The sequence below is a fragment of the Pseudoxanthomonas sp. PXM04 genome (assembly GCF_014851695.1).
In the GTDB taxonomy this organism is placed as follows: Bacteria; Pseudomonadota; Gammaproteobacteria; order Xanthomonadales; family Xanthomonadaceae; genus Pseudoxanthomonas_A; species Pseudoxanthomonas_A beigongshangi.
Genome location: NZ_JACVAG010000004.1, coordinates 297,491 through 313,753, shown reverse-complemented (window position 1 = coordinate 313,753; position 16,263 = coordinate 297,491). Strand labels below are relative to the sequence as shown.

The window sequence follows — 16,263 nt, the reverse complement described above, 5'->3', positions numbered from 1 at the left end:
CCGGGCCGCTTTCCGTTTACGAGTTCCCTTTTCCGGGCCGGCTCGGCATCATGCGGAACCGGCCCGGCAGGAGCCGGAAGGCTTCGGCCCCGCCGCCCTTCATCCCCGTATTCCTGCCTTCCCATCCTTTTCCGGTTCAATCCATGCTTCCGCTCGTCGCCCTGGTGGGCCGTCCCAATGTCGGTAAATCGACGCTGTTCAATGCGCTGACCCGCAGTCGCGACGCCCTGGTCCACGACCAGCCGGGCGTGACCCGCGACCGCCACTACGGCGTCTGCCGACCCGATGCGGAGCAGTCCTTCGTGGTGGTCGATACCGGCGGCATCGCCGGTGAGGAAGAAGGCCTGGCCGGAGCGACCGCGCGGCAGGCGCGCGCGGCGGCCGAGGAGGCGGATCTGGTGCTTTTCATCGTCGATGGCCGCGAGGGGCCGTCGGCGCTGGACGATGACATCCTGCGCTGGTTGCGCAAGGCGGCACGGCCGACCCTGCTGGTAATCAACAAGATCGACGGTGTGGACGAACCGGGTGCGCGCGCCGAGTTCGCCCGCTACGGCTTCGACGACGTGATGACGATTTCCGCCTCGCACCGGCAGGGCATCGACGACCTGCTCGAACAGGTGCTGGAGCGATTGCCGGAAGAGGGCGAAGCCGAAACCCTCGACAACGATCCCAACCGGATGCGGGTGGCGTTCGTTGGCCGTCCCAACGTGGGCAAGTCGACCCTGGTCAACCGCCTGCTGGGCGAGGAGCGGATGATCGCTTCCGAGGTTCCGGGGACCACCCGCGATTCGATCGCGGTGGACCTGGAGCGCGACGGGCGCCAGTACCGGCTGGTGGACACCGCCGGCCTGCGCCGCAAGTCGCGCGTCGACGAGGCGGTCGAGAAGTTCAGCGTGGTCAAGACCCTGCAGGCCATCGAGCAGTGCCAGGTCGCGGTGCTGCTGCTGGACGCCAGCGAAGGCGTCACCGATCAGGATGCCAGCGTGCTGGGCGCCATCCTCGACGCCGGCCGCGCGCTGGTCGTGGCGATCAACAAGTGGGACGGGCTGACCACCTACCAGCGCGAGCAGGCCGAAGCCCTGCTGTCGCGCAAGCTGAATTTCGTCGAATGGGCCGAGGCGGTGCGCATTTCCGCCAAGCACGGTTCCGGCCTGCGCGAACTGTTCCGTGCCATCCATCGCGCGCATGCCTCGGCCACCCGCGAATTCGCCACCAGCGAGATCAACAAGGCGCTGGAGGTGGCATACGAGTCCAATCCGCCGCCGAGCATCCGCGGCCATGTCTCCAAGCTGCGCTACGTGCATCCGGGCGGCAGCAATCCGCCGACCTTCGTCGTCCACGGCACCCGCCTGAAGGTGTTGCCGGATTCGTACAAGCGCTATCTGGAGAACTTCTTCCGCAAACGCTTCAAGCTCGTCGGCACGCCGGTGCGGTTCGTGTTCAAGGAAGGCACCAACCCTTACGAGGGCAAGAAGAACGAGCTGACCGATCGCCAGATCGCGCGCAAGCGCCGGTTGATCCGGCACGTCAAGCGCGGCAAGTAGGCCATTCCCGGCATGCCTGCGGACATTCCCGGCCGGCTCGCGTTCGATGAAGCGCTGGCGATCGTCCGCACGGTGGCCATGGCGCGTGCGCTCGGGGCCGAACGCGTCCCGGTCCGCCGCGCCGAAGGCCGGATCCTGGCGGAACCCATCACCGCGCCCATCGCGCTGCCGCCATTCGACAACAGCCGGATGGACGGATTCGCGCTGCGTCATGCCGATCTTGCCGGCGCCGGACAGCCGCCGCGCCTGCGCATCGCCGGCGAACAATACGCCGGTGCCGGCCTGGGTGATGCGGCGATCGCCGCGGGCACCTGCGTCCGCATCACCACTGGCGCGGCGCTGCCGGCCGACGCGGACACGGTCGTCATCAAGGAAGATGTCCGTGAGGACGGCGGGTGGATTGAACTGGCGGATGTGCCGGTCGTGGGAGCGGACATCCGGCGCGCGGGCGAGGATGTCGCGGCCGGGGAACCGATCCTGGCCGCGGGACAGGTGCTGAGCCCGGTCCGGGCCAGCCTGCTGGCGGCCCTGGGCATCGCGGATGTCGCGGTGAGGCGACGGCCGACGGTGGCGGTGTTCACCACCGGCGATGAACTGGTCGAACCGGGGATGCCGCTGCCGCCGGGGCGCATCTACAACAGCAATCGCGAACTGCTGATGGGATTGCTCCGTCAGCAAGGACTCGAACCGACCGCGTGGCCGACCCTGCCGGACGACCCCGAACGGGTCCGCAGCCAGTTGGAAGACGCCGCGTCGGCATTCGATGTCGTGCTGACCTGCGGCGGGGTTTCCGCCGGCGAGAAGGATTTCGTGCCCGCTTTCCTCGCCGGCAGCGGGCGGATCCATTTCTGGAGGGTGCGGATGAAGCCGGGCATGCCGGTCCTGTTCGGCGAACGGGAACAGGCGGTATTCCTGTCGTTGCCGGGCAATCCGGTCTCGGTGCTGGCGACCTTCCTTGCGCTGGGCGTTCCGCTGCTGGACGGCCTGCAAGGTCGAAGCGAAGCCCGGCCACGCTGGCATGCGCGACTGGCTGCGCCCTGGCGGAAAAACCATGTTCGCCACGAGTTCCTGCGAGGCCGGCTGCAACCGGATGCGGATGGGGTGCTGCGCGTGGTTCCGAACGCCGCCGATGCCTCGCATCGACTGCGTGGCGCCGCCGACAGCAACGCGCTGATCGTGCTGCCGGAAGGCGAGCGCGAGTACGCCGTGGACGACGTGGTGGAAATCCTGCCGTACTGACCGGCGCGGACGCCGGCGTCGGCGAACTGCGCGATAATCCGCGCATGGACATCCGTGAAATCACCCCGGCACAGGTGCGCGAACATCTGTCCCACGGCGCCGTCTTCATCGACGTGCGCGAGGAACACGAGCGGGTGGGCGGCCAGGCCGAAGGCGCCATCGGCGTGGCCAAGGGCGACCTGCTGGCCGACCCGTCCCGCCATCTTCCCGATCCGCAACGCGAGGTCGTGCTGATCTGCCAGCGCGGCGGCCGCTCGATGGATGCGGCCAGGTCGTTGCAGGCGGCCGGCTATGCGCGATTGCTGTCGGTCGCCGGCGGAACCAGTCGCTGGATCGCCGATGGGTTGCCGGTGGTCAAGCCGCAACTCGACGCGGAAGCCGCCGATTTCTACGACCGCTACTCGCGCCACCTGCTGTTGCCGGAAGTCGGGGTGGAAGGGCAGCGTCGCCTGCGCGAGGCGCGGGTACTGATGATCGGGGCCGGGGGCCTGGGCTCGCCGGCCGGTTATTACCTGGCCGCGGCCGGCATCGGCCACCTGCGCATCGCCGACGATGACGTCGTCGATCGCAGCAACCTGCAGCGGCAGATTCTCCATACCGAGGCGCGCATCGGCCAGGCCAAGGTCGATTCCGCGCAGGCCACGCTCAACGCGCTCAATCCCGGCACCCGGATTGAAGCGGTGCAGGAACGGGTCACTTCGGCCAACGTCGAGCGCCTGCTGGAAGGCGTGGACGTGGTGCTGGACGGCGCCGACAACTTCCCGGTGCGCTATCTGCTCAACGACGCCTGCGTGAAGCTGGGCAAGCCGCTGGTCTACGGCGCGGTGCAACGTTTCGAGGGGCAGGTGAGCGTGTTCGATGCGGGCCGCCATCGCGGACAGGCGCCGTGCTACCGCTGCCTGTTCCCGGAACCGCCGCCGCCGGAATTCGCCCCCAACTGCGCCGAGGCCGGCGTGCTCGGCGTCCTGCCGGGGGTCATCGGACTGCTCCAGGCCACCGAAGTGATCAAGCTGCTGCTGGGCGCGGGCGAACCGCTGAGCGGGCGCCTGCTGCATTTCGATGCGCTCGGCATGCGGTTCCGCGAGACCCGTCTGCGCGCCGATCCGCATTGCCCGGTCTGTGCGCCCGGCGTGGCGTTCCCCGGCTACATCGACTACGCCAGGTTCTGCGGGGTGGGGTGATCGCGCACCACCGCGATAGCGCGATGGCGCCGCGGGTTCAACGGGTGTAACCGGAAGAGGAGGGCGGCTGGGCATGCGGCGAAATCTGCGACTCCAGCCAGTCGACGAACAGCCGCAGCAGCCGTGACTGGCGCCGGCGCGGGGGATACAGCACCGCGACCGGCAGGCTGGGCGGCTGGAAGCCGGGGATGAAGATTTCCCGCAGTTCGCCGCGCGCAATCAGGTGCGCCACGTCGTAGCGCGGTACCTGGATGACGCCCAGCCCGGCCAGGCAGCAGGCGATGTAGGCCTCCGCGTTGCTCACCGCCACGCGTCCATGCATGGCCAGCTCGTGCGTGCGCCCGTGCCGGTCGTCGAGGTACTCCCAGAGCTCCGGCTTGCCCGCGGCGACGCGGCCGAAATGGACCGCGGGCAACAGGGCCAGTCCTTGCAGATCGGTGGGCATGCCGTGTTCGGCCAGCAACGCGGGGCTGGCGCAGGTGGTCTGCGGCAACCGGCCCAGTGGGCGGCTGGCCAGATCCTGCTCACCTGATTCGCCCACCCGCAGCACGCAGTCGATGCCTTCCTCCAGCAGATCGCTGAACTTGTCAGTGCTGCCCAGTTCCAGGCGGACATCCGGGTAGCGGCGCAGGAAGTCGGGCAGCGCCGGCGCAATCAGGCGGCGGGCGATGCGCGCCGGCACCTCCACCCGCAGCAGCCCTTCGGGCGGCTGTTCGGCGCGGAACAGGCCATCGACCTCGGTGGCCTCCGAGAGCAGGCGGCCGGCGCGTTCGTACAGCAGTTCGCCCTCGCCGGTCAGGCGGACCCGGCGGGTGGTGCGCTGGAACAGGCCCACGCCCAGCCGCTCCTCCAGTTTCTGGATGGCGGCGGACACCGAAGAGGTCGCCAGGCCCAGGCCGTCAGCGGCGCGGGTGAAGCTGCCGGTCTCGGCCACGCGCTGGAAGATCGCCAGGGATTGGAGCAGGTCCATGATCGATTGTTCGGTCACGCCGAAAAGACTTTGAGATTCCGCTCTGTTTATCAGAGAAATCCGAGAATTCAAACTGCCGGCTCCCCCTCACTCCTGGAGCACGTCATGAGCCATTCCCTGCAAGGCAAGGTCGCCGTGATCGCCGGCGGCGGCAAGAACCTGGGCGCCCTGATTGCCCGCCAGTTCGCGGAAGCGGGCGCCGCGGGCATCGTCATCCACTACAACAGCGATGCTTCCCGCGCCGACGCCGAGCGCACGGTCAACGAGCTGAAAGCCGGCGGCACCGACGCCATCCTGTTCCAGGGCGATCTGTCGGTGGTCGGCAACAATGTCGAACTGTTCGAGCGCGCCGTGCAGCACTTCGGTCGCGCGGACATCGCGGTCAATACCGCTGGCGTGGTCATCAAGAAGCCGATCCTGGAGGTCACGGAAGACGACTACGACCGCAGTTTCGCCGCCAACTCGAAAGCGGCCTTCTTCTTCATCCAGCAGGCCGGCAAGTCGCTGTCGGACGGCGGCAAGATCGTCACCATCGTCAGTTCGTTGCTGGCCGCCTATACCCCGTTCTATGCGGTCTATCCGGGCAGCAAGGCGCCGGTGGAACACTACACCCGCGCCGCCTCCAAGGAATTCGGCGCACGCGGCATCTCGGTGAACGCGATCGGCCCGGGACCGATGGACACGCCGTTCTTCTACGGCCAGGAAACCGCCGAGTCCACCGCCTATCACAGCACCGCGGCGGCGCTCAGCGCCTACTCGAAAAAGGGCCTGACCGATATCGGGGACATCGCTCCGATCGTGCGCTTCCTGGTCACCGACGGCTGGTGGATCACCGGCCAGACGATCTTCGCCAACGGCGGCTACACCACGCGTTGACGCGCCGACAAGGTCCGCCGCCCCGGCCGTGGCGCGGCGGTGGACCTTGGGTTATGTTCGCGCCGTGGGGGCCTGGCGGACGCCACGGCCGGTCACGGCAATCTCCACTTCGAAGGGGAACGGGATGCGTACGCTGATCCTGATCGTGCTGGGACTGGTGCTGGCCACGTTGGCCATGCATTTCGCGCCGGCCGCCAAGCGGGGGCTGTGGGCCGGCGGTTTCGCGCTGGCCTGGCTGGGCGTGGTGGGCTGGAACCTGCGCACCGGCCTGTCGCATGGCTACTCGCTGGGCGAGGAACTGCCCATCCAGTTGCTCATCTATGCCGTGCCCGTCGCCGCGGCACTGGCGTGGTGGCTGCGCACGCGTCCCCACTGAACCCATCGAGGCCGCGCCGCATGGAAACGAACGGGTCATGGCTGCGCACGCGTGGCCAGCGGGACAGCGGCAAGGTCTCGATGACCGAACTGTTCTTCGATCTGGTGTTCGTGTTCGCGGTGACCCAGCTGTCGCACACCCTGCTCGAGCATCTGGATCTGGGCGGGTTCCTGCGGACGTCGGTGCTGTTCCTGGCGGTCTGGTGGCTGTGGATCTTCACTTCGTGGTGCACCAACTGGCTGAATCCGGATACGACCGCGGTGCGGTTGTTGCTGTTCGCGCTGATGCTGGGCGGGCTGGTGCTGTCCTCGTCGATTCCGCAGGCATTCGGCGCGGCGGGGCTGGCGTTCGGACTGCTGTTCGCGATCATGCAGGTGGGACGCTCGCTGTTCATGGTGCGCGCCTTTCGCGGACACCGGGAGCAGCGCGACAACTTCCTGCGGGTAGCCTTGTGGCTGCTGGTGTCGGGGGCGTTCTGGCTCGCCGGCGGCTTGCTGGAGGGACAGGCGCGCGTGCTTTGCTGGTGCGTCGCGCTGGGCATCGAATACGTTTCGCCCGCGCTGTACTTCCGGGTTCCCGGACTCGGTCGCTCCCGGACCAGCGACTGGAACGTCGACGGTGCGCACCTGGCCGAACGCTGCATGCTGTTCGTGATCATCGCGCTGGGTGAATCGCTGCTGGTCACCGGCGCCACCTTCTCGCAACTGGCGTGGACGCCGCCGACGATGGCGGCCTTCCTGGCCGCGTTCCTCGGCAGCGTGGCCATGTGGTGGATCTATTTCGACTCGGGCGCCGAACACGGCAGCCATCGCATCGCCGGTTCCGACGATCCGGGCCGGATCGCGCGGATCGCCTATACCTACCTGCATCTGCTGATCGTCGCCGGCATCATCGTGTGCGCGGTGGCCGACGAACTGGTGCTGATGCATCCGGATCACGCCACCCCGGCGGGCGTCGTCGCCATCCTCGGCGGACCCGCGCTGTACCTGGCCGGCAACGCGCTGTTCAAGTGGCTGACCTGGGACCGGCGCTTCCCGCCGCTGTCGCACCTGGCCGGACTCGTCCTGCTGGCGTTGATGGCCGGTTGGGCTGTGTGGGCGCATCCCTCCGCGCTGGCGCTGGGCATCGGCACCACGGCGGTGATGGTGATCGTGGCGGTGTGGGAGACGCGTGCGTTGCGCCGGGGCAGGGCGGCCACGCCTATCGCGGGATCCTGATCCGGCGGAGTGCGGCTAGACTGGCGCACATGTCCGTCGAATCCACCACCAGCGACCTGGTCAAGGTCGTCGCCCTGCTGGGCGCGGCCGTTGTCGCCGTGCCGATCTTCCGTCGCCTCGGCCTGGGCTCCGTGCTCGGCTACCTCGCCGCCGGCCTGCTGATCGGTCCGTTCGGGCTGGGCTGGTTCTCCGATGCCCAGGCCATCCTGCACGTGGCCGAACTGGGCGTGGTGATGTTCCTGTTCGTGATCGGCCTGGAGATGCGGCCCTCGCATTTGTGGAGCCTGCGCGGCGAGATCTTTGGACTCGGCACGCTGCAGATCCTGGCCTGCGGGCTCGCCCTGACCGGCGTGGGACTGGCCTTCGGCTATTCGCTGCCGGTTTCCTTCATCGGTGCCATGGGTTTCGTGCTGACCTCCACCGCGGTGGTCATGCAGTTGCTGGGCGAGCGTGGCGACATCGCATTGCCGCGTGGACAGCGGATCGTGTCGATCCTGTTGTTCGAGGATCTGCTGATCGTGCCGCTGCTGGCGGTGGTCGCGCTGATGTCGCCGGACGTCGCCGCCCGTGGCGGTGAATCCCGCTGGGTCGGCATCGGCATCGCCGCCGCGTCGGTGGCCGGACTGGTCGCGGCCGGCATCTGGCTGCTCAATCCGCTGTTCCGGATCCTGGCGGCGGCGCGCGCGCGCGAGGTGATGACCGCCGCCGCGCTGCTGGTGGTGCTGGGCGCGGCGCTGCTGATGCAACTGGGCGGCCTGTCGATGGCGATGGGCGCGTTCCTGGCCGGCGTGCTGCTGTCCGAATCCACCTTCCGCCACCAGATCGAGGCGGACATCGAGCCCTTCCGCGGCATCCTGCTGGGCCTGTTCTTCCTCGGCGTGGGCATGGCCCTGGACCTGGGCGTGGTCTGGGGCCATTGGCCGCTGATCCTGAGCGCGGTGCTGGCGATGATGCTGGTCAAGGCCATCGCCATCTACGTGGTCGCGCGGTTGACCCGGACCTGCCATGCCGAGGCGCTGGATCGCGCGGTGGTCATGGCGCAGGGCGGCGAGTTCGCGTTCGTGCTGTTCGGCGCCGCCGCCGCGGCGCATGTCATCGATGCGGAGATCGCCGCCAACCTGACCGCGATCGTGGTCCTGTCGATGGCGCTGACACCGTTGTTCGCCACCTTGTTTCGCCGCTTCGCGCCCAAGACCCAGGCCAACCTGGAGGGCGTGGACAAGGCCGAAGGCCTGAGCGGGAGCGTGCTGATCATCGGGTTCGGCCGCTTCGGCCAGGTGATGAGCCAGTCGCTGCTGGCGCGCGACGTGGACGTGACCATCATCGACAACGACATCGAGATGATCCGCAGCGCCGAGGAATTCGGCTTCAAGATCTACTACGGGGACGGCACCCGCCTGGATGTGCTGCATGCCTCCGGAGCCGACAGCGCCCGCGCCATCGCGGTCTGCATCGACAAGCGCGAGTCTGCCAGCCGGATTGTCGAACTGGCCCGGCAGGAGTTTCCGCAGGCCAAGCTGCTGGTGCGTTCGTTCGATCGCGAGCATTCGCTGGCGCTGGTCGCCGCTGGCGTCGATTACCAGATCCGCGAGACCTTCGAGTCCGCCGTGAACTTCGGCGAAGCGGCCCTGATCCAGTTGGGCGTGCCGGAGGACGAAGCCGCCGAGATCGCCGCGGAAGTCCGTCGGCTGGACGCCGAGCGGTTCGAACTGGAAATCGCCGCGGGCGATGTGCGCGCCGGCATCCCGCTGATGCGCGGCAACCAGCCGTTCAAGCCGAGCCCCACGCCGTTCACGCCGCCCCGGCGCGAGGCGCGGGCGCTCAACGACGAGGCCGCGCAGGTCATCGGCGAAGAGGAAGAGGAGTAGTTTCCCGGCGCATGGGGGCCTGCGAGCCTTCACGCAGGAAATCGGCGATGCCCGACCAGTAGCGCGGCGATGTGGACAGATCATCGTGTCCCGCATCGGCGAATGCGATCACGCGCGGCGGGGTCGCTGCCGCCGCGATCAGCCGGTCCGTGTGCGCGGGCGGCACCACGGCATCGTGCCCGGCGCGCAGCAGCAGCCATTCGCCCCGATGCGCGGGCAGGTGATGGACCGACTCGTAGCGATCACGCAGCAGCCAGCGCACCGGCAACCAGGGGTAGTGCGTGCCGGCGACCGCGGCGAGGCTGTCGAAGGGCGTGACCAGCACCAGCCGATCGACCGGCCGCCGCGCCGCGACCTGTACCGCGATGCCGCTGCCGAGGCTGCGCCCGATCACCGCGATGCGGCCGTTCGGATGACGTTTGCGGACTTCGTCATGGAGGGCCAGCGCGTCGGCCACCAGCGTGGCTTCGTCCGGAGTACCGGCATTGGGACCATAGCCGCGATAAGGCAGCAGGTAGACGCTCCAGTCCGGCAGCGCACGGTCGAAATCGGCGGCGTTGTCCTGCACGCGCTCGGCATTGCCGCCGAAGTAGATCAGCGCGTCGGCCTGGCCGGGATGCAGGTGCCATCCGTGCAGGGTCAGATCGCCGCGCCGCAGTTCGAAATCGGTGCCGGCAACCGGCGTGCGCGTGGCCTGCGGGAAATAGATGAAATGGCGCTGCTGCGCGTACATGCCGGCGCACAGTGCCAACCAGAGCAGCGGGGGCAGGGCGGCGAGGGCCAGCCACGGCCACATGCGGCGCCTCCGCGCGTCAGCCATGCCGCTTCCTGGCGGCCTCGAACGCCGCCAGCTGCTCCGGCGTGGCCTCCGGCTGGTGGCGCGCTTTCCATTCGGCGAACGGCATGCCGTAGACGCGCTCGCGCGCCTGCTCCTTGTCCATCGGCTGTCCGTGCTCGGTGGCGGCCTCCCGGTACCAGTCGGCCAGGCAGTTGCGGCAGAAGCCGGCCAGGATCATCAGATCGATGTTCTGCACGTCCGGGCGCTGCTCGTTCAGGTGTTGGAGCAGGCGGCGGAAGGCGGCGGCTTCGATGGCGGTGGTGTCGTTCATGCGGGTTCCTGTGGCGGCGTTTCCTCAGGGCGGCCGCGTCGCCGCTCACACAGGAATGCCGGAATCGGGGAGAATATGCGGACTCTACACCGCTCCGATCCCCTCCGATCCCGATGACTGCCCGAATCCTGGACGGCCGCCGCGTTGCCGAAAACCTGCTCGACGAACTGAAGGCGAGGGTGGACGCGCGCCTGGCCGCGGGCGGCGACCGGCCGGGGCTGGCGGTGGTGCTGGTGGGCGGCGATCCCGCGTCCACCGTGTACGTGCGCAACAAGCGCCGGGCGGCGGAAAAGGTCGGCATCCACGCCTACGACTACGATTTGCCCGCAGGCACCAGCGAGGCGCAACTGCTGGCGCTGATCGACCAGTTGAACGCGGATCCGAAGATCCACGGCATCCTGGTGCAATTGCCGCTCCCGGGCATCCCCGACGCCAGCCGGCTGATCGAGCGCATCGACCCGCGCAAGGACGTGGACGGTTTCCATCCGGCCAACGTCGGCCACCTGGCCCTGCGCCAGTTCGGCCTGCGCCCGTGCACGCCGCGTGGCATCACCACCCTGCTTGCCTACACCGACCGGCCGGTGCGCGGCCAGAACGCCACCATCGTGGGCGTCAGCAACCACGTCGGCCGGCCGATGGCGCTGGAACTGCTGATCGCCGGCTGCACGGTAACCAGCTGCCACAAGTTCACCCCGCCGGACGTGCTGGAAGCGCGGGTCCGCGACGCCGATATCCTGGTAGTGGCGGTGGGCCGGCCGGGACTGATTCCGGGGCAGTGGGTCAAGCCGGGCGCGGTGGTCATCGATGTGGGCATCAACCGGCTCGACGACGGGCGCCTGGTGGGCGACGTGGGCTTCGACGCCGCCGCCGCGCGGGCCAGCTGGATCACGCCCGTACCGGGCGGGGTGGGGCCGATGACCGTGGCCACGCTGATGCAGAACACCCTGGAAGCGGCGGAAGCCGCGCTGGCGGCACGCTGAATCCCGCTGGCCGCTGACAATCAGGGCCGCAACGGGCTACAATATCGCGCTTCCCCACACTCCGGGTCCGCCGATGCTGCGCATCCAGGCTGAAGCACTGACTTACGACGACGTCTCGCTCGTCCCCGCCCACTCCATCGTCCTGCCGAAAGACGTCAGCCTGGGGACGCGCCTCACGCGCGAACTCCGCCTGAACCTGCCGATCGTCTCGGCGGCCATGGATACCGTCACCGAAGCCCGCCTGGCCATCGCGATGGCGCAGATGGGCGGCATCGGCATCGTCCACAAGAACCTGACCGTCGAACAGCAGGCCGCGGAAGTGGCCAAGGTCAAGAAGTTCGAGGCCGGCGTCATCAAGGAACCGTTCACCGTCGGTCCCGAGACGACGATCGCCGAAGTCCTCAAGCTGACCCGCGCGCGCAACATTTCCGGCGTGCCGGTGGTCGACGGCGGCCAGCTGGTCGGCATCGTCACCAGCCGCGACATGCGCTTCGAGACCAAGCTCGACGATCCGGTCCGCCACATCATGACCAAGAAGGACCGGCTGATCACGGTCCGCGAAGGCGCCAGCGACGCCGAAGTGCTGCAACTGCTGCACAAGCACCGCATCGAGAAGGTGCTGGTGGTCAACGACGGCTTCGAACTGCGTGGCCTGATCACCGTCAAGGACATCCAGAAGAAGACCGACAATCCCAACGCCGCCAAGGACAGCGCCAGCCGCCTGGTCGTCGGCGCCGCGGTGGGCGTCGGCGGCGATACCGATCAGCGCGTGGAAGCCCTGGTGGCGGCCGGCGTTGACGTCGTCATCGTCGATACCGCGCACGGCCATTCACAGGGCGTGCTGGATCGCGTGGCCTGGGTCAAGAAGCGCTTCCCGTCGCTGCAGGTCATCGGCGGCAACATCGTCACCGGCGACGCCGCGCTGGCGCTGATGGACGCCGGCGCCGACGCGGTCAAGGTCGGCGTGGGCCCGGGTTCGATCTGCACCACCCGCATGGTCGCCGGCGTGGGCGTGCCGCAGATCACCGCGGTCGACATGGTCGCCGAGGCGCTGCAGGACCGCATCCCGCTGATCGCCGACGGCGGCATCCGCTATTCCGGCGACATCGGCAAGGCGATCGCCGCCGGTGCGTCCACGGTGATGATCGGCGGCCTGTTCGCCGGCACCGAGGAAGCCCCGGGCGAAGTCGAGCTGTTCCAGGGCCGCAGCTACAAGAGCTACCGTGGCATGGGCAGCCTGGGCGCGATGGAGAAGGGGTCCAAGGATCGCTATTTCCAGGATGCGAGCGACGCCGACAAGCTGGTGCCCGAAGGCATCGAAGGCCGCGTGCCATACCGCGGTTCGGTTGGCGGCATCATCCATCAGCTGGTGGGCGGCCTGCGCGCCACCATGGGCTACGTGGGTTGCGCGACCATCGAGGAGATGCGCAGCAAGCCGAAGTTCGTGGTGATCACCGGCGCCGGCCAGCGCGAGAGCCACGTCCACGACGTGCAGATCACGAAGGAACCGCCGAACTATCGGATGGGGTGAACCCATCCGATGGGATGAGGTGATTCGGGATTCGAGATTCGATAAAAGAACCAGTACCAGTGCGAGGAAGTATGTCCGGCGTTTCCGAATCCCCAATCTCCAATCCCCAATCCCGGCTTCACGACGACAAAATCCTCATCCTCGATTTCGGCGCGCAGTACACGCAGCTGATTGCCCGGCGCATCCGCGAGATCGGTGTCTATTGCGAAATCTGGGCCTGGGATCATGATCCCGAGGAAATCGCGAAGTTCGGTGCCAAGGGCATCATTCTTTCCGGCGGCCCCGAATCCACCACGCTGCCGGGTGCGCCGAAGGCGCCGCAGCAGGTGTTCGACGCCGGCCTGCCGATTCTCGGCATCTGCTACGGCATGCAGACGCTGGCCGCGCAACTGGGTGGCGCCACCGAAGCGGCCGACGCCCGCGAGTTCGGCCACGCCGAAGTCGAGCTGGTGGCGCATGACGCGCTGCTGGGCGGGCTGACCGACCATGATGGCGATCCGCGCATCGACGTGTGGATGAGCCATGGCGACCACGTTGCCAAGGCGCCACCGGGCTGGACGATTACCGCTGTCACCGACCGCATTCCGGTTGCCGCGATGGCGCTGGAGGAAAAGCGCTGGTACGGCGTGCAGTTCCATCCGGAAGTCACGCACACCAAGCAGGGCCAGACCCTGCTGCGCCGCTTCGTCGCCGAAATCTGCGGCTGCAAGACCCTGTGGACCGCCGCCAACATCATCGACGACCAGATTGCCCGCGTGCGCGAGCAGGTCGGCTCCGACGAGGTCATCCTCGGCCTTTCCGGCGGTGTGGATTCCTCGGTGGTGGCCGCGCTGCTGCACAAGGCCATCGGCGAACAGCTGACCTGCGTGTTCGTGGACACCGGCCTGCTGCGCTGGCAGGAAGGCGATCAGGTGATGGCAATGTTCGCCGAGCACATGGGCGTGAAGATCGTGCGGGTCAATGCCGCCGAGCGCTATTTCAAGGCGCTGGAAGGCGTCAGCGATCCGGAAGCCAAGCGCAAGATCATCGGCAACCTGTTCGTCGAAATCTTCGAGGAAGAATCGAACAAGCTGAAGAACGCCAAGTGGCTGGCGCAGGGCACCATCTATCCGGACGTGATCGAGTCGGCCGGCAGCAAGACCGGCAAGGCCCACGTCATCAAGAGCCACCACAACGTCGGCGGCCTGCCCGAGCACATGAAGCTGGGCCTGGTCGAACCGTTGCGCGAACTGTTCAAGGACGAAGTGCGCCGGCTGGGCGTGGAGCTGGGCCTGCCGCGCACGATGGTGTACCGCCATCCGTTCCCGGGTCCCGGCCTGGGCGTGCGCATCCTGGGCGAGGTCAAGGCCGAGTACGCCGACCTGCTGGCGCGCGCCGATGCCATCTTCATAGAGGAACTGCGCAAGGCCGACTGGTACGACAAGGTTAGCCAGGCGTTCGCGGTGTTCCTGCCGGTCAAGTCGGTCGGCGTGGTCGGCGACGCCCGCGCCTACGAGTGGGTGATCGCGCTGCGCGCGGTCGAGACCATCGATTTCATGACCGCCCATTGGGCGCACCTGCCGTACGACTTGTTGGGCGTTGTTTCAAACAGGATTATCAATGAGTTGCGCGGCGTTTCTCGTGTCGTTTATGACATCAGTGGGAAACCGCCCGCCACCATCGAGTGGGAGTAAAACTCGCCCGCACATGACTCCGCTACGCAAGCTCAGACCCTGGCGTCGCATAGATGGATAAAGTTCGAGCAGGATGGAGTTTCTGACGACTCGATGTCAGGTTACTAGCGGACTTGAAGAGTTCACGAAGGCAAAGCGCTTTTCGGGATTCTGAATCTATACGCTCTGGTCATCGGAGTGGTTGGCAACCGTAAGCCCCGGGGCGACGCCATGGTGCAGGAACGCGTAGTTCTACAAATACTGGATGGGCGAGCTTGATTTTCGCCTCATGCGCACCTGTGGCTGACCGCATCCAGAGGGTGGTGAGTCAGCGATGAGCAGACGCTGATATAGTTCGGGCCGGTAGTGCCACGGGGTCTAGCATGAAGCGACGCATTGTCGGTATCCGCCGCACGGAGGCCAGACCGCGCTCCGCGGGTGCGGTCGTGAAACTCCAGATAACTGATTCTCTTATTTGACTCTCTCGCGGCGGTGCTTTCGATAGCTGACGACCGCTGGAGTGAGTTCTCGAAAGACGAGCCAAGTCGCCGCAGAACGACCAGGGATGACTCTAAGTGTCCAACACTCTCACGTAGCCAGTAGCAGACTAAGGTTTGTTTAGCTGCAACGAAGTATCAGGGATTCGGTTGGCCAGCTGGTGACTGTGTTCCTTGCTGCATTGGATTGAATAGCCAGAACTAGGAAGGGGAACAGAATGGCTCGGATGTGGATGGTTCGTGGTGAAGGCGGAAGTTTGTACGATTCGTTCAGAGAGCGCGGTGTGGTCGCCGTGGGCTGGAATCAGCTGGCACCCCATGCCAAGCCTGGTGTTGAGCGGAAACAGTTGATTGCTTTGTATCAAACCGCCGAGCCACAAACAAAGCATGGGACAATAGTTTCGGGCGCTTCACAAGTCTGGCGCTTCGTTAACGATATCCAGGACGGAGATTGGATTGTCACCTATTCACCCTCCAATCGCCTTTACTCAATCGGGAAGGTATCGGGACCAGCCGAGCATCACCCCGAATGGGCGGAACAAGGAATGCCATTGGCGCGCAAAGTGCAATGGCAATCACAAGAAATCTCACGAGATAAGTTGAACACGAGCACCAAGAACATCTTGGGTTCGACGCTGACTCTGTTCGAAGTACCCCTCGATGCTGCTACCGAAGTGCTAGAAGTATCGAAAGGTGAGCGTCCGTTGTCAGAGGTAGACGATTCAGAAGCCTCTGCATCAGACCCTCTAGCCGACATTGAATCCCAGGCATTGGAACGCATCAAGGACCGGGTCAACGAACTCGACTGGGACGACATGCAACAATTAGTCGCTGGCATCCTGCGCGCCATGGGCTACAAGACCCAGGTTTCGCCGCCGGGTTCCGACCGAGGTAAGGATATCGTCGCGTCACCGGATGGCTTTGGCTTTGAACACCCGCGCATAGTGGTGGAGGTCAAGCACCGCAAGGGCCAGATGGGCAGTCAGGAAATCCGTAGCTTCCTCGGCGGTCGCCATAAGGATGATCGTGGGCTGTATGTCAGCACCGGTGGCTTCACCAAAGATGCCCAGTACGAAGCAGATCGAGCATCCATCCCGCTAGCCATGTGGACGCTGGACCATGTGGTGCGCGCCCTGATCGAGCACTACGACGCCACCGATGCCGAAACCAAACGAATCGTGCCGCTGAAGCGGCTGTACTGGCCTGCCTGACGCCGTAGGACT

The 16,263-nt window shown here is 66.6% G+C and carries 14 protein-coding genes; 11 read left to right on the top strand and 3 right to left on the bottom strand.

Annotation, left to right across the window (positions count from 1 at the left end; all coding sequences use genetic code 11):
• The first annotated feature begins 143 nt into the window (after positions 1-143).
• From der to moeB, 3 genes are read left to right on the top strand one after another with little or no spacing between them, the layout of a single operon-like run.
• Complete coding sequence (gene der / locus IB228_RS12215) at positions 144-1,544, top strand: ribosome biogenesis GTPase Der (RefSeq protein ID WP_192198714.1); 1,401 nt, start codon at positions 144-146, stop codon at positions 1,542-1,544.
• Between the two features lie 12 nt (positions 1,545-1,556).
• The gene (glp, locus tag IB228_RS12210; protein ID WP_192198713.1) at positions 1,557-2,783 is read left to right on the top strand and encodes a gephyrin-like molybdotransferase Glp; all 1,227 of its coding nucleotides are present in this window, start codon (positions 1,557-1,559) and stop codon (positions 2,781-2,783) included.
• Between the two features lie 44 nt (positions 2,784-2,827).
• Positions 2,828-3,964: a molybdopterin-synthase adenylyltransferase MoeB gene (gene moeB, locus IB228_RS12205; protein ID WP_192198712.1), complete on the top strand. Its 1,137-nt coding sequence runs from the start codon at positions 2,828-2,830 to the stop codon at positions 3,962-3,964.
• Positions 3,965-4,001: 37 nt separating this feature from the next.
• On the opposite strand, the gene IB228_RS12200 is transcribed toward moeB, so the two are convergent.
• A complete protein-coding gene (locus IB228_RS12200) occupies positions 4,002-4,934 on the bottom strand; it encodes a LysR family transcriptional regulator (RefSeq protein ID WP_192198711.1) in 933 nt (310 codons plus the stop codon).
• 105 nt (positions 4,935-5,039) lie between these two features.
• Here IB228_RS12200 and IB228_RS12195 point away from each other — a divergent pair, with 105 nt between their 5' ends.
• From IB228_RS12195 to IB228_RS12180, 4 genes are all read left to right on the top strand, one after another.
• Positions 5,040-5,810: an SDR family oxidoreductase gene (locus tag IB228_RS12195; protein WP_183636710.1), complete on the top strand. Its 771-nt coding sequence runs from the start codon at positions 5,040-5,042 to the stop codon at positions 5,808-5,810.
• Positions 5,811-5,934: 124 nt separating this feature from the next.
• A complete protein-coding gene (locus tag IB228_RS12190; RefSeq protein WP_192198710.1) occupies positions 5,935-6,186 on the top strand; it encodes a hypothetical protein in 252 nt (83 codons plus the stop codon).
• Between the two features lie 20 nt (positions 6,187-6,206).
• On the top strand, positions 6,207-7,403 hold the full coding sequence (locus IB228_RS12185) for a low temperature requirement protein A (protein ID WP_192198709.1): 1,197 nt from the start codon (positions 6,207-6,209) through the stop codon (positions 7,401-7,403).
• A 29-nt stretch (positions 7,404-7,432) separates the two neighbouring features.
• The gene (locus tag IB228_RS12180) at positions 7,433-9,271 is read left to right on the top strand and encodes a monovalent cation:proton antiporter-2 (CPA2) family protein (RefSeq protein ID WP_192198708.1); all 1,839 of its coding nucleotides are present in this window, start codon (positions 7,433-7,435) and stop codon (positions 9,269-9,271) included.
• Here the strand turns inward: IB228_RS12180 and IB228_RS12175 are convergent.
• Both IB228_RS12175 and IB228_RS12170 read right to left on the bottom strand, forming a co-directional pair.
• Complete coding sequence (locus IB228_RS12175) at positions 9,246-10,067, bottom strand: alpha/beta fold hydrolase (protein ID WP_192198707.1); 822 nt, start codon at positions 10,065-10,067, stop codon at positions 9,246-9,248. The genes IB228_RS12180 and IB228_RS12175 overlap by 26 nt on opposite strands.
• A 16-nt stretch (positions 10,068-10,083) precedes the next feature.
• Positions 10,084-10,380, bottom strand: a complete 297-nt coding sequence (locus IB228_RS12170) for a DUF1244 domain-containing protein (RefSeq protein WP_192198706.1) — start codon at positions 10,378-10,380, stop codon at positions 10,084-10,086.
• A gap of 113 nt (positions 10,381-10,493) precedes the next feature.
• On the opposite strand from IB228_RS12170, the gene folD reads away from it, so the two are divergent.
• The 4 genes from folD (at position 10,494) to IB228_RS12150 (ending at position 16,251) form a co-directional block, all read left to right on the top strand.
• Positions 10,494-11,360: a bifunctional methylenetetrahydrofolate dehydrogenase/methenyltetrahydrofolate cyclohydrolase FolD gene (folD, locus tag IB228_RS12165; RefSeq protein WP_192198705.1), complete on the top strand. Its 867-nt coding sequence runs from the start codon at positions 10,494-10,496 to the stop codon at positions 11,358-11,360.
• Between the two features lie 73 nt (positions 11,361-11,433).
• Positions 11,434-12,891 carry an IMP dehydrogenase gene (guaB, locus tag IB228_RS12160; protein WP_183636688.1) on the top strand — a complete coding sequence of 486 codons (1,458 nt, stop codon included), beginning with the start codon at positions 11,434-11,436 and terminating at the stop codon, positions 12,889-12,891.
• Positions 12,892-12,962: 71 nt separating this feature from the next.
• A complete protein-coding gene (gene guaA / locus IB228_RS12155) occupies positions 12,963-14,564 on the top strand; it encodes a glutamine-hydrolyzing GMP synthase (protein WP_192198704.1) in 1,602 nt (533 codons plus the stop codon).
• Positions 14,565-15,258: 694 nt separating this feature from the next.
• Positions 15,259-16,251, top strand: coding sequence for a restriction endonuclease (locus IB228_RS12150; protein ID WP_192198703.1), 993 nt, complete (start codon positions 15,259-15,261; stop codon positions 16,249-16,251).
• The last annotated feature ends 12 nt before the right edge of the window (positions 16,252-16,263 follow it).

Excerpts from the sequence above, each read along its gene's own strand:
- IB228_RS12200 (WP_192198711.1), bottom strand. The coding sequence starts at position 4,934 with ATGGACCTGCTCCAATCCCTGGCGATCTTCCAGCGCGTGGCCGAGACC.
- der (WP_192198714.1), top strand. The coding sequence starts at position 144 with ATGCTTCCGCTCGTCGCCCTGGTGGGCCGTCCCAATGTCGGTAAATCG.
- IB228_RS12195 (WP_183636710.1), top strand. The coding sequence starts at position 5,040 with ATGAGCCATTCCCTGCAAGGCAAGGTCGCCGTGATCGCCGGCGGCGGC.
- folD (WP_192198705.1), top strand. The coding sequence starts at position 10,494 with ATGACTGCCCGAATCCTGGACGGCCGCCGCGTTGCCGAAAACCTGCTC.
- IB228_RS12170 (WP_192198706.1), bottom strand. The coding sequence starts at position 10,380 with ATGAACGACACCACCGCCATCGAAGCCGCCGCCTTCCGCCGCCTGCTC.
- IB228_RS12150 (WP_192198703.1), top strand. The coding sequence starts at position 15,259 with ATGGCTCGGATGTGGATGGTTCGTGGTGAAGGCGGAAGTTTGTACGAT.
- guaB (WP_183636688.1), top strand. The coding sequence starts at position 11,434 with ATGCTGCGCATCCAGGCTGAAGCACTGACTTACGACGACGTCTCGCTC.
- IB228_RS12180 (WP_192198708.1), top strand. The coding sequence starts at position 7,433 with ATGTCCGTCGAATCCACCACCAGCGACCTGGTCAAGGTCGTCGCCCTG.
- glp (WP_192198713.1), top strand. The coding sequence starts at position 1,557 with ATGCCTGCGGACATTCCCGGCCGGCTCGCGTTCGATGAAGCGCTGGCG.
- guaA (WP_192198704.1), top strand. The coding sequence starts at position 12,963 with ATGTCCGGCGTTTCCGAATCCCCAATCTCCAATCCCCAATCCCGGCTT.
- IB228_RS12185 (WP_192198709.1), top strand. The coding sequence starts at position 6,207 with ATGGAAACGAACGGGTCATGGCTGCGCACGCGTGGCCAGCGGGACAGC.
- moeB (WP_192198712.1), top strand. The coding sequence starts at position 2,828 with ATGGACATCCGTGAAATCACCCCGGCACAGGTGCGCGAACATCTGTCC.
- IB228_RS12175 (WP_192198707.1), bottom strand. The coding sequence starts at position 10,067 with ATGTGGCCGTGGCTGGCCCTCGCCGCCCTGCCCCCGCTGCTCTGGTTG.
- IB228_RS12190 (WP_192198710.1), top strand. The coding sequence starts at position 5,935 with ATGCGTACGCTGATCCTGATCGTGCTGGGACTGGTGCTGGCCACGTTG.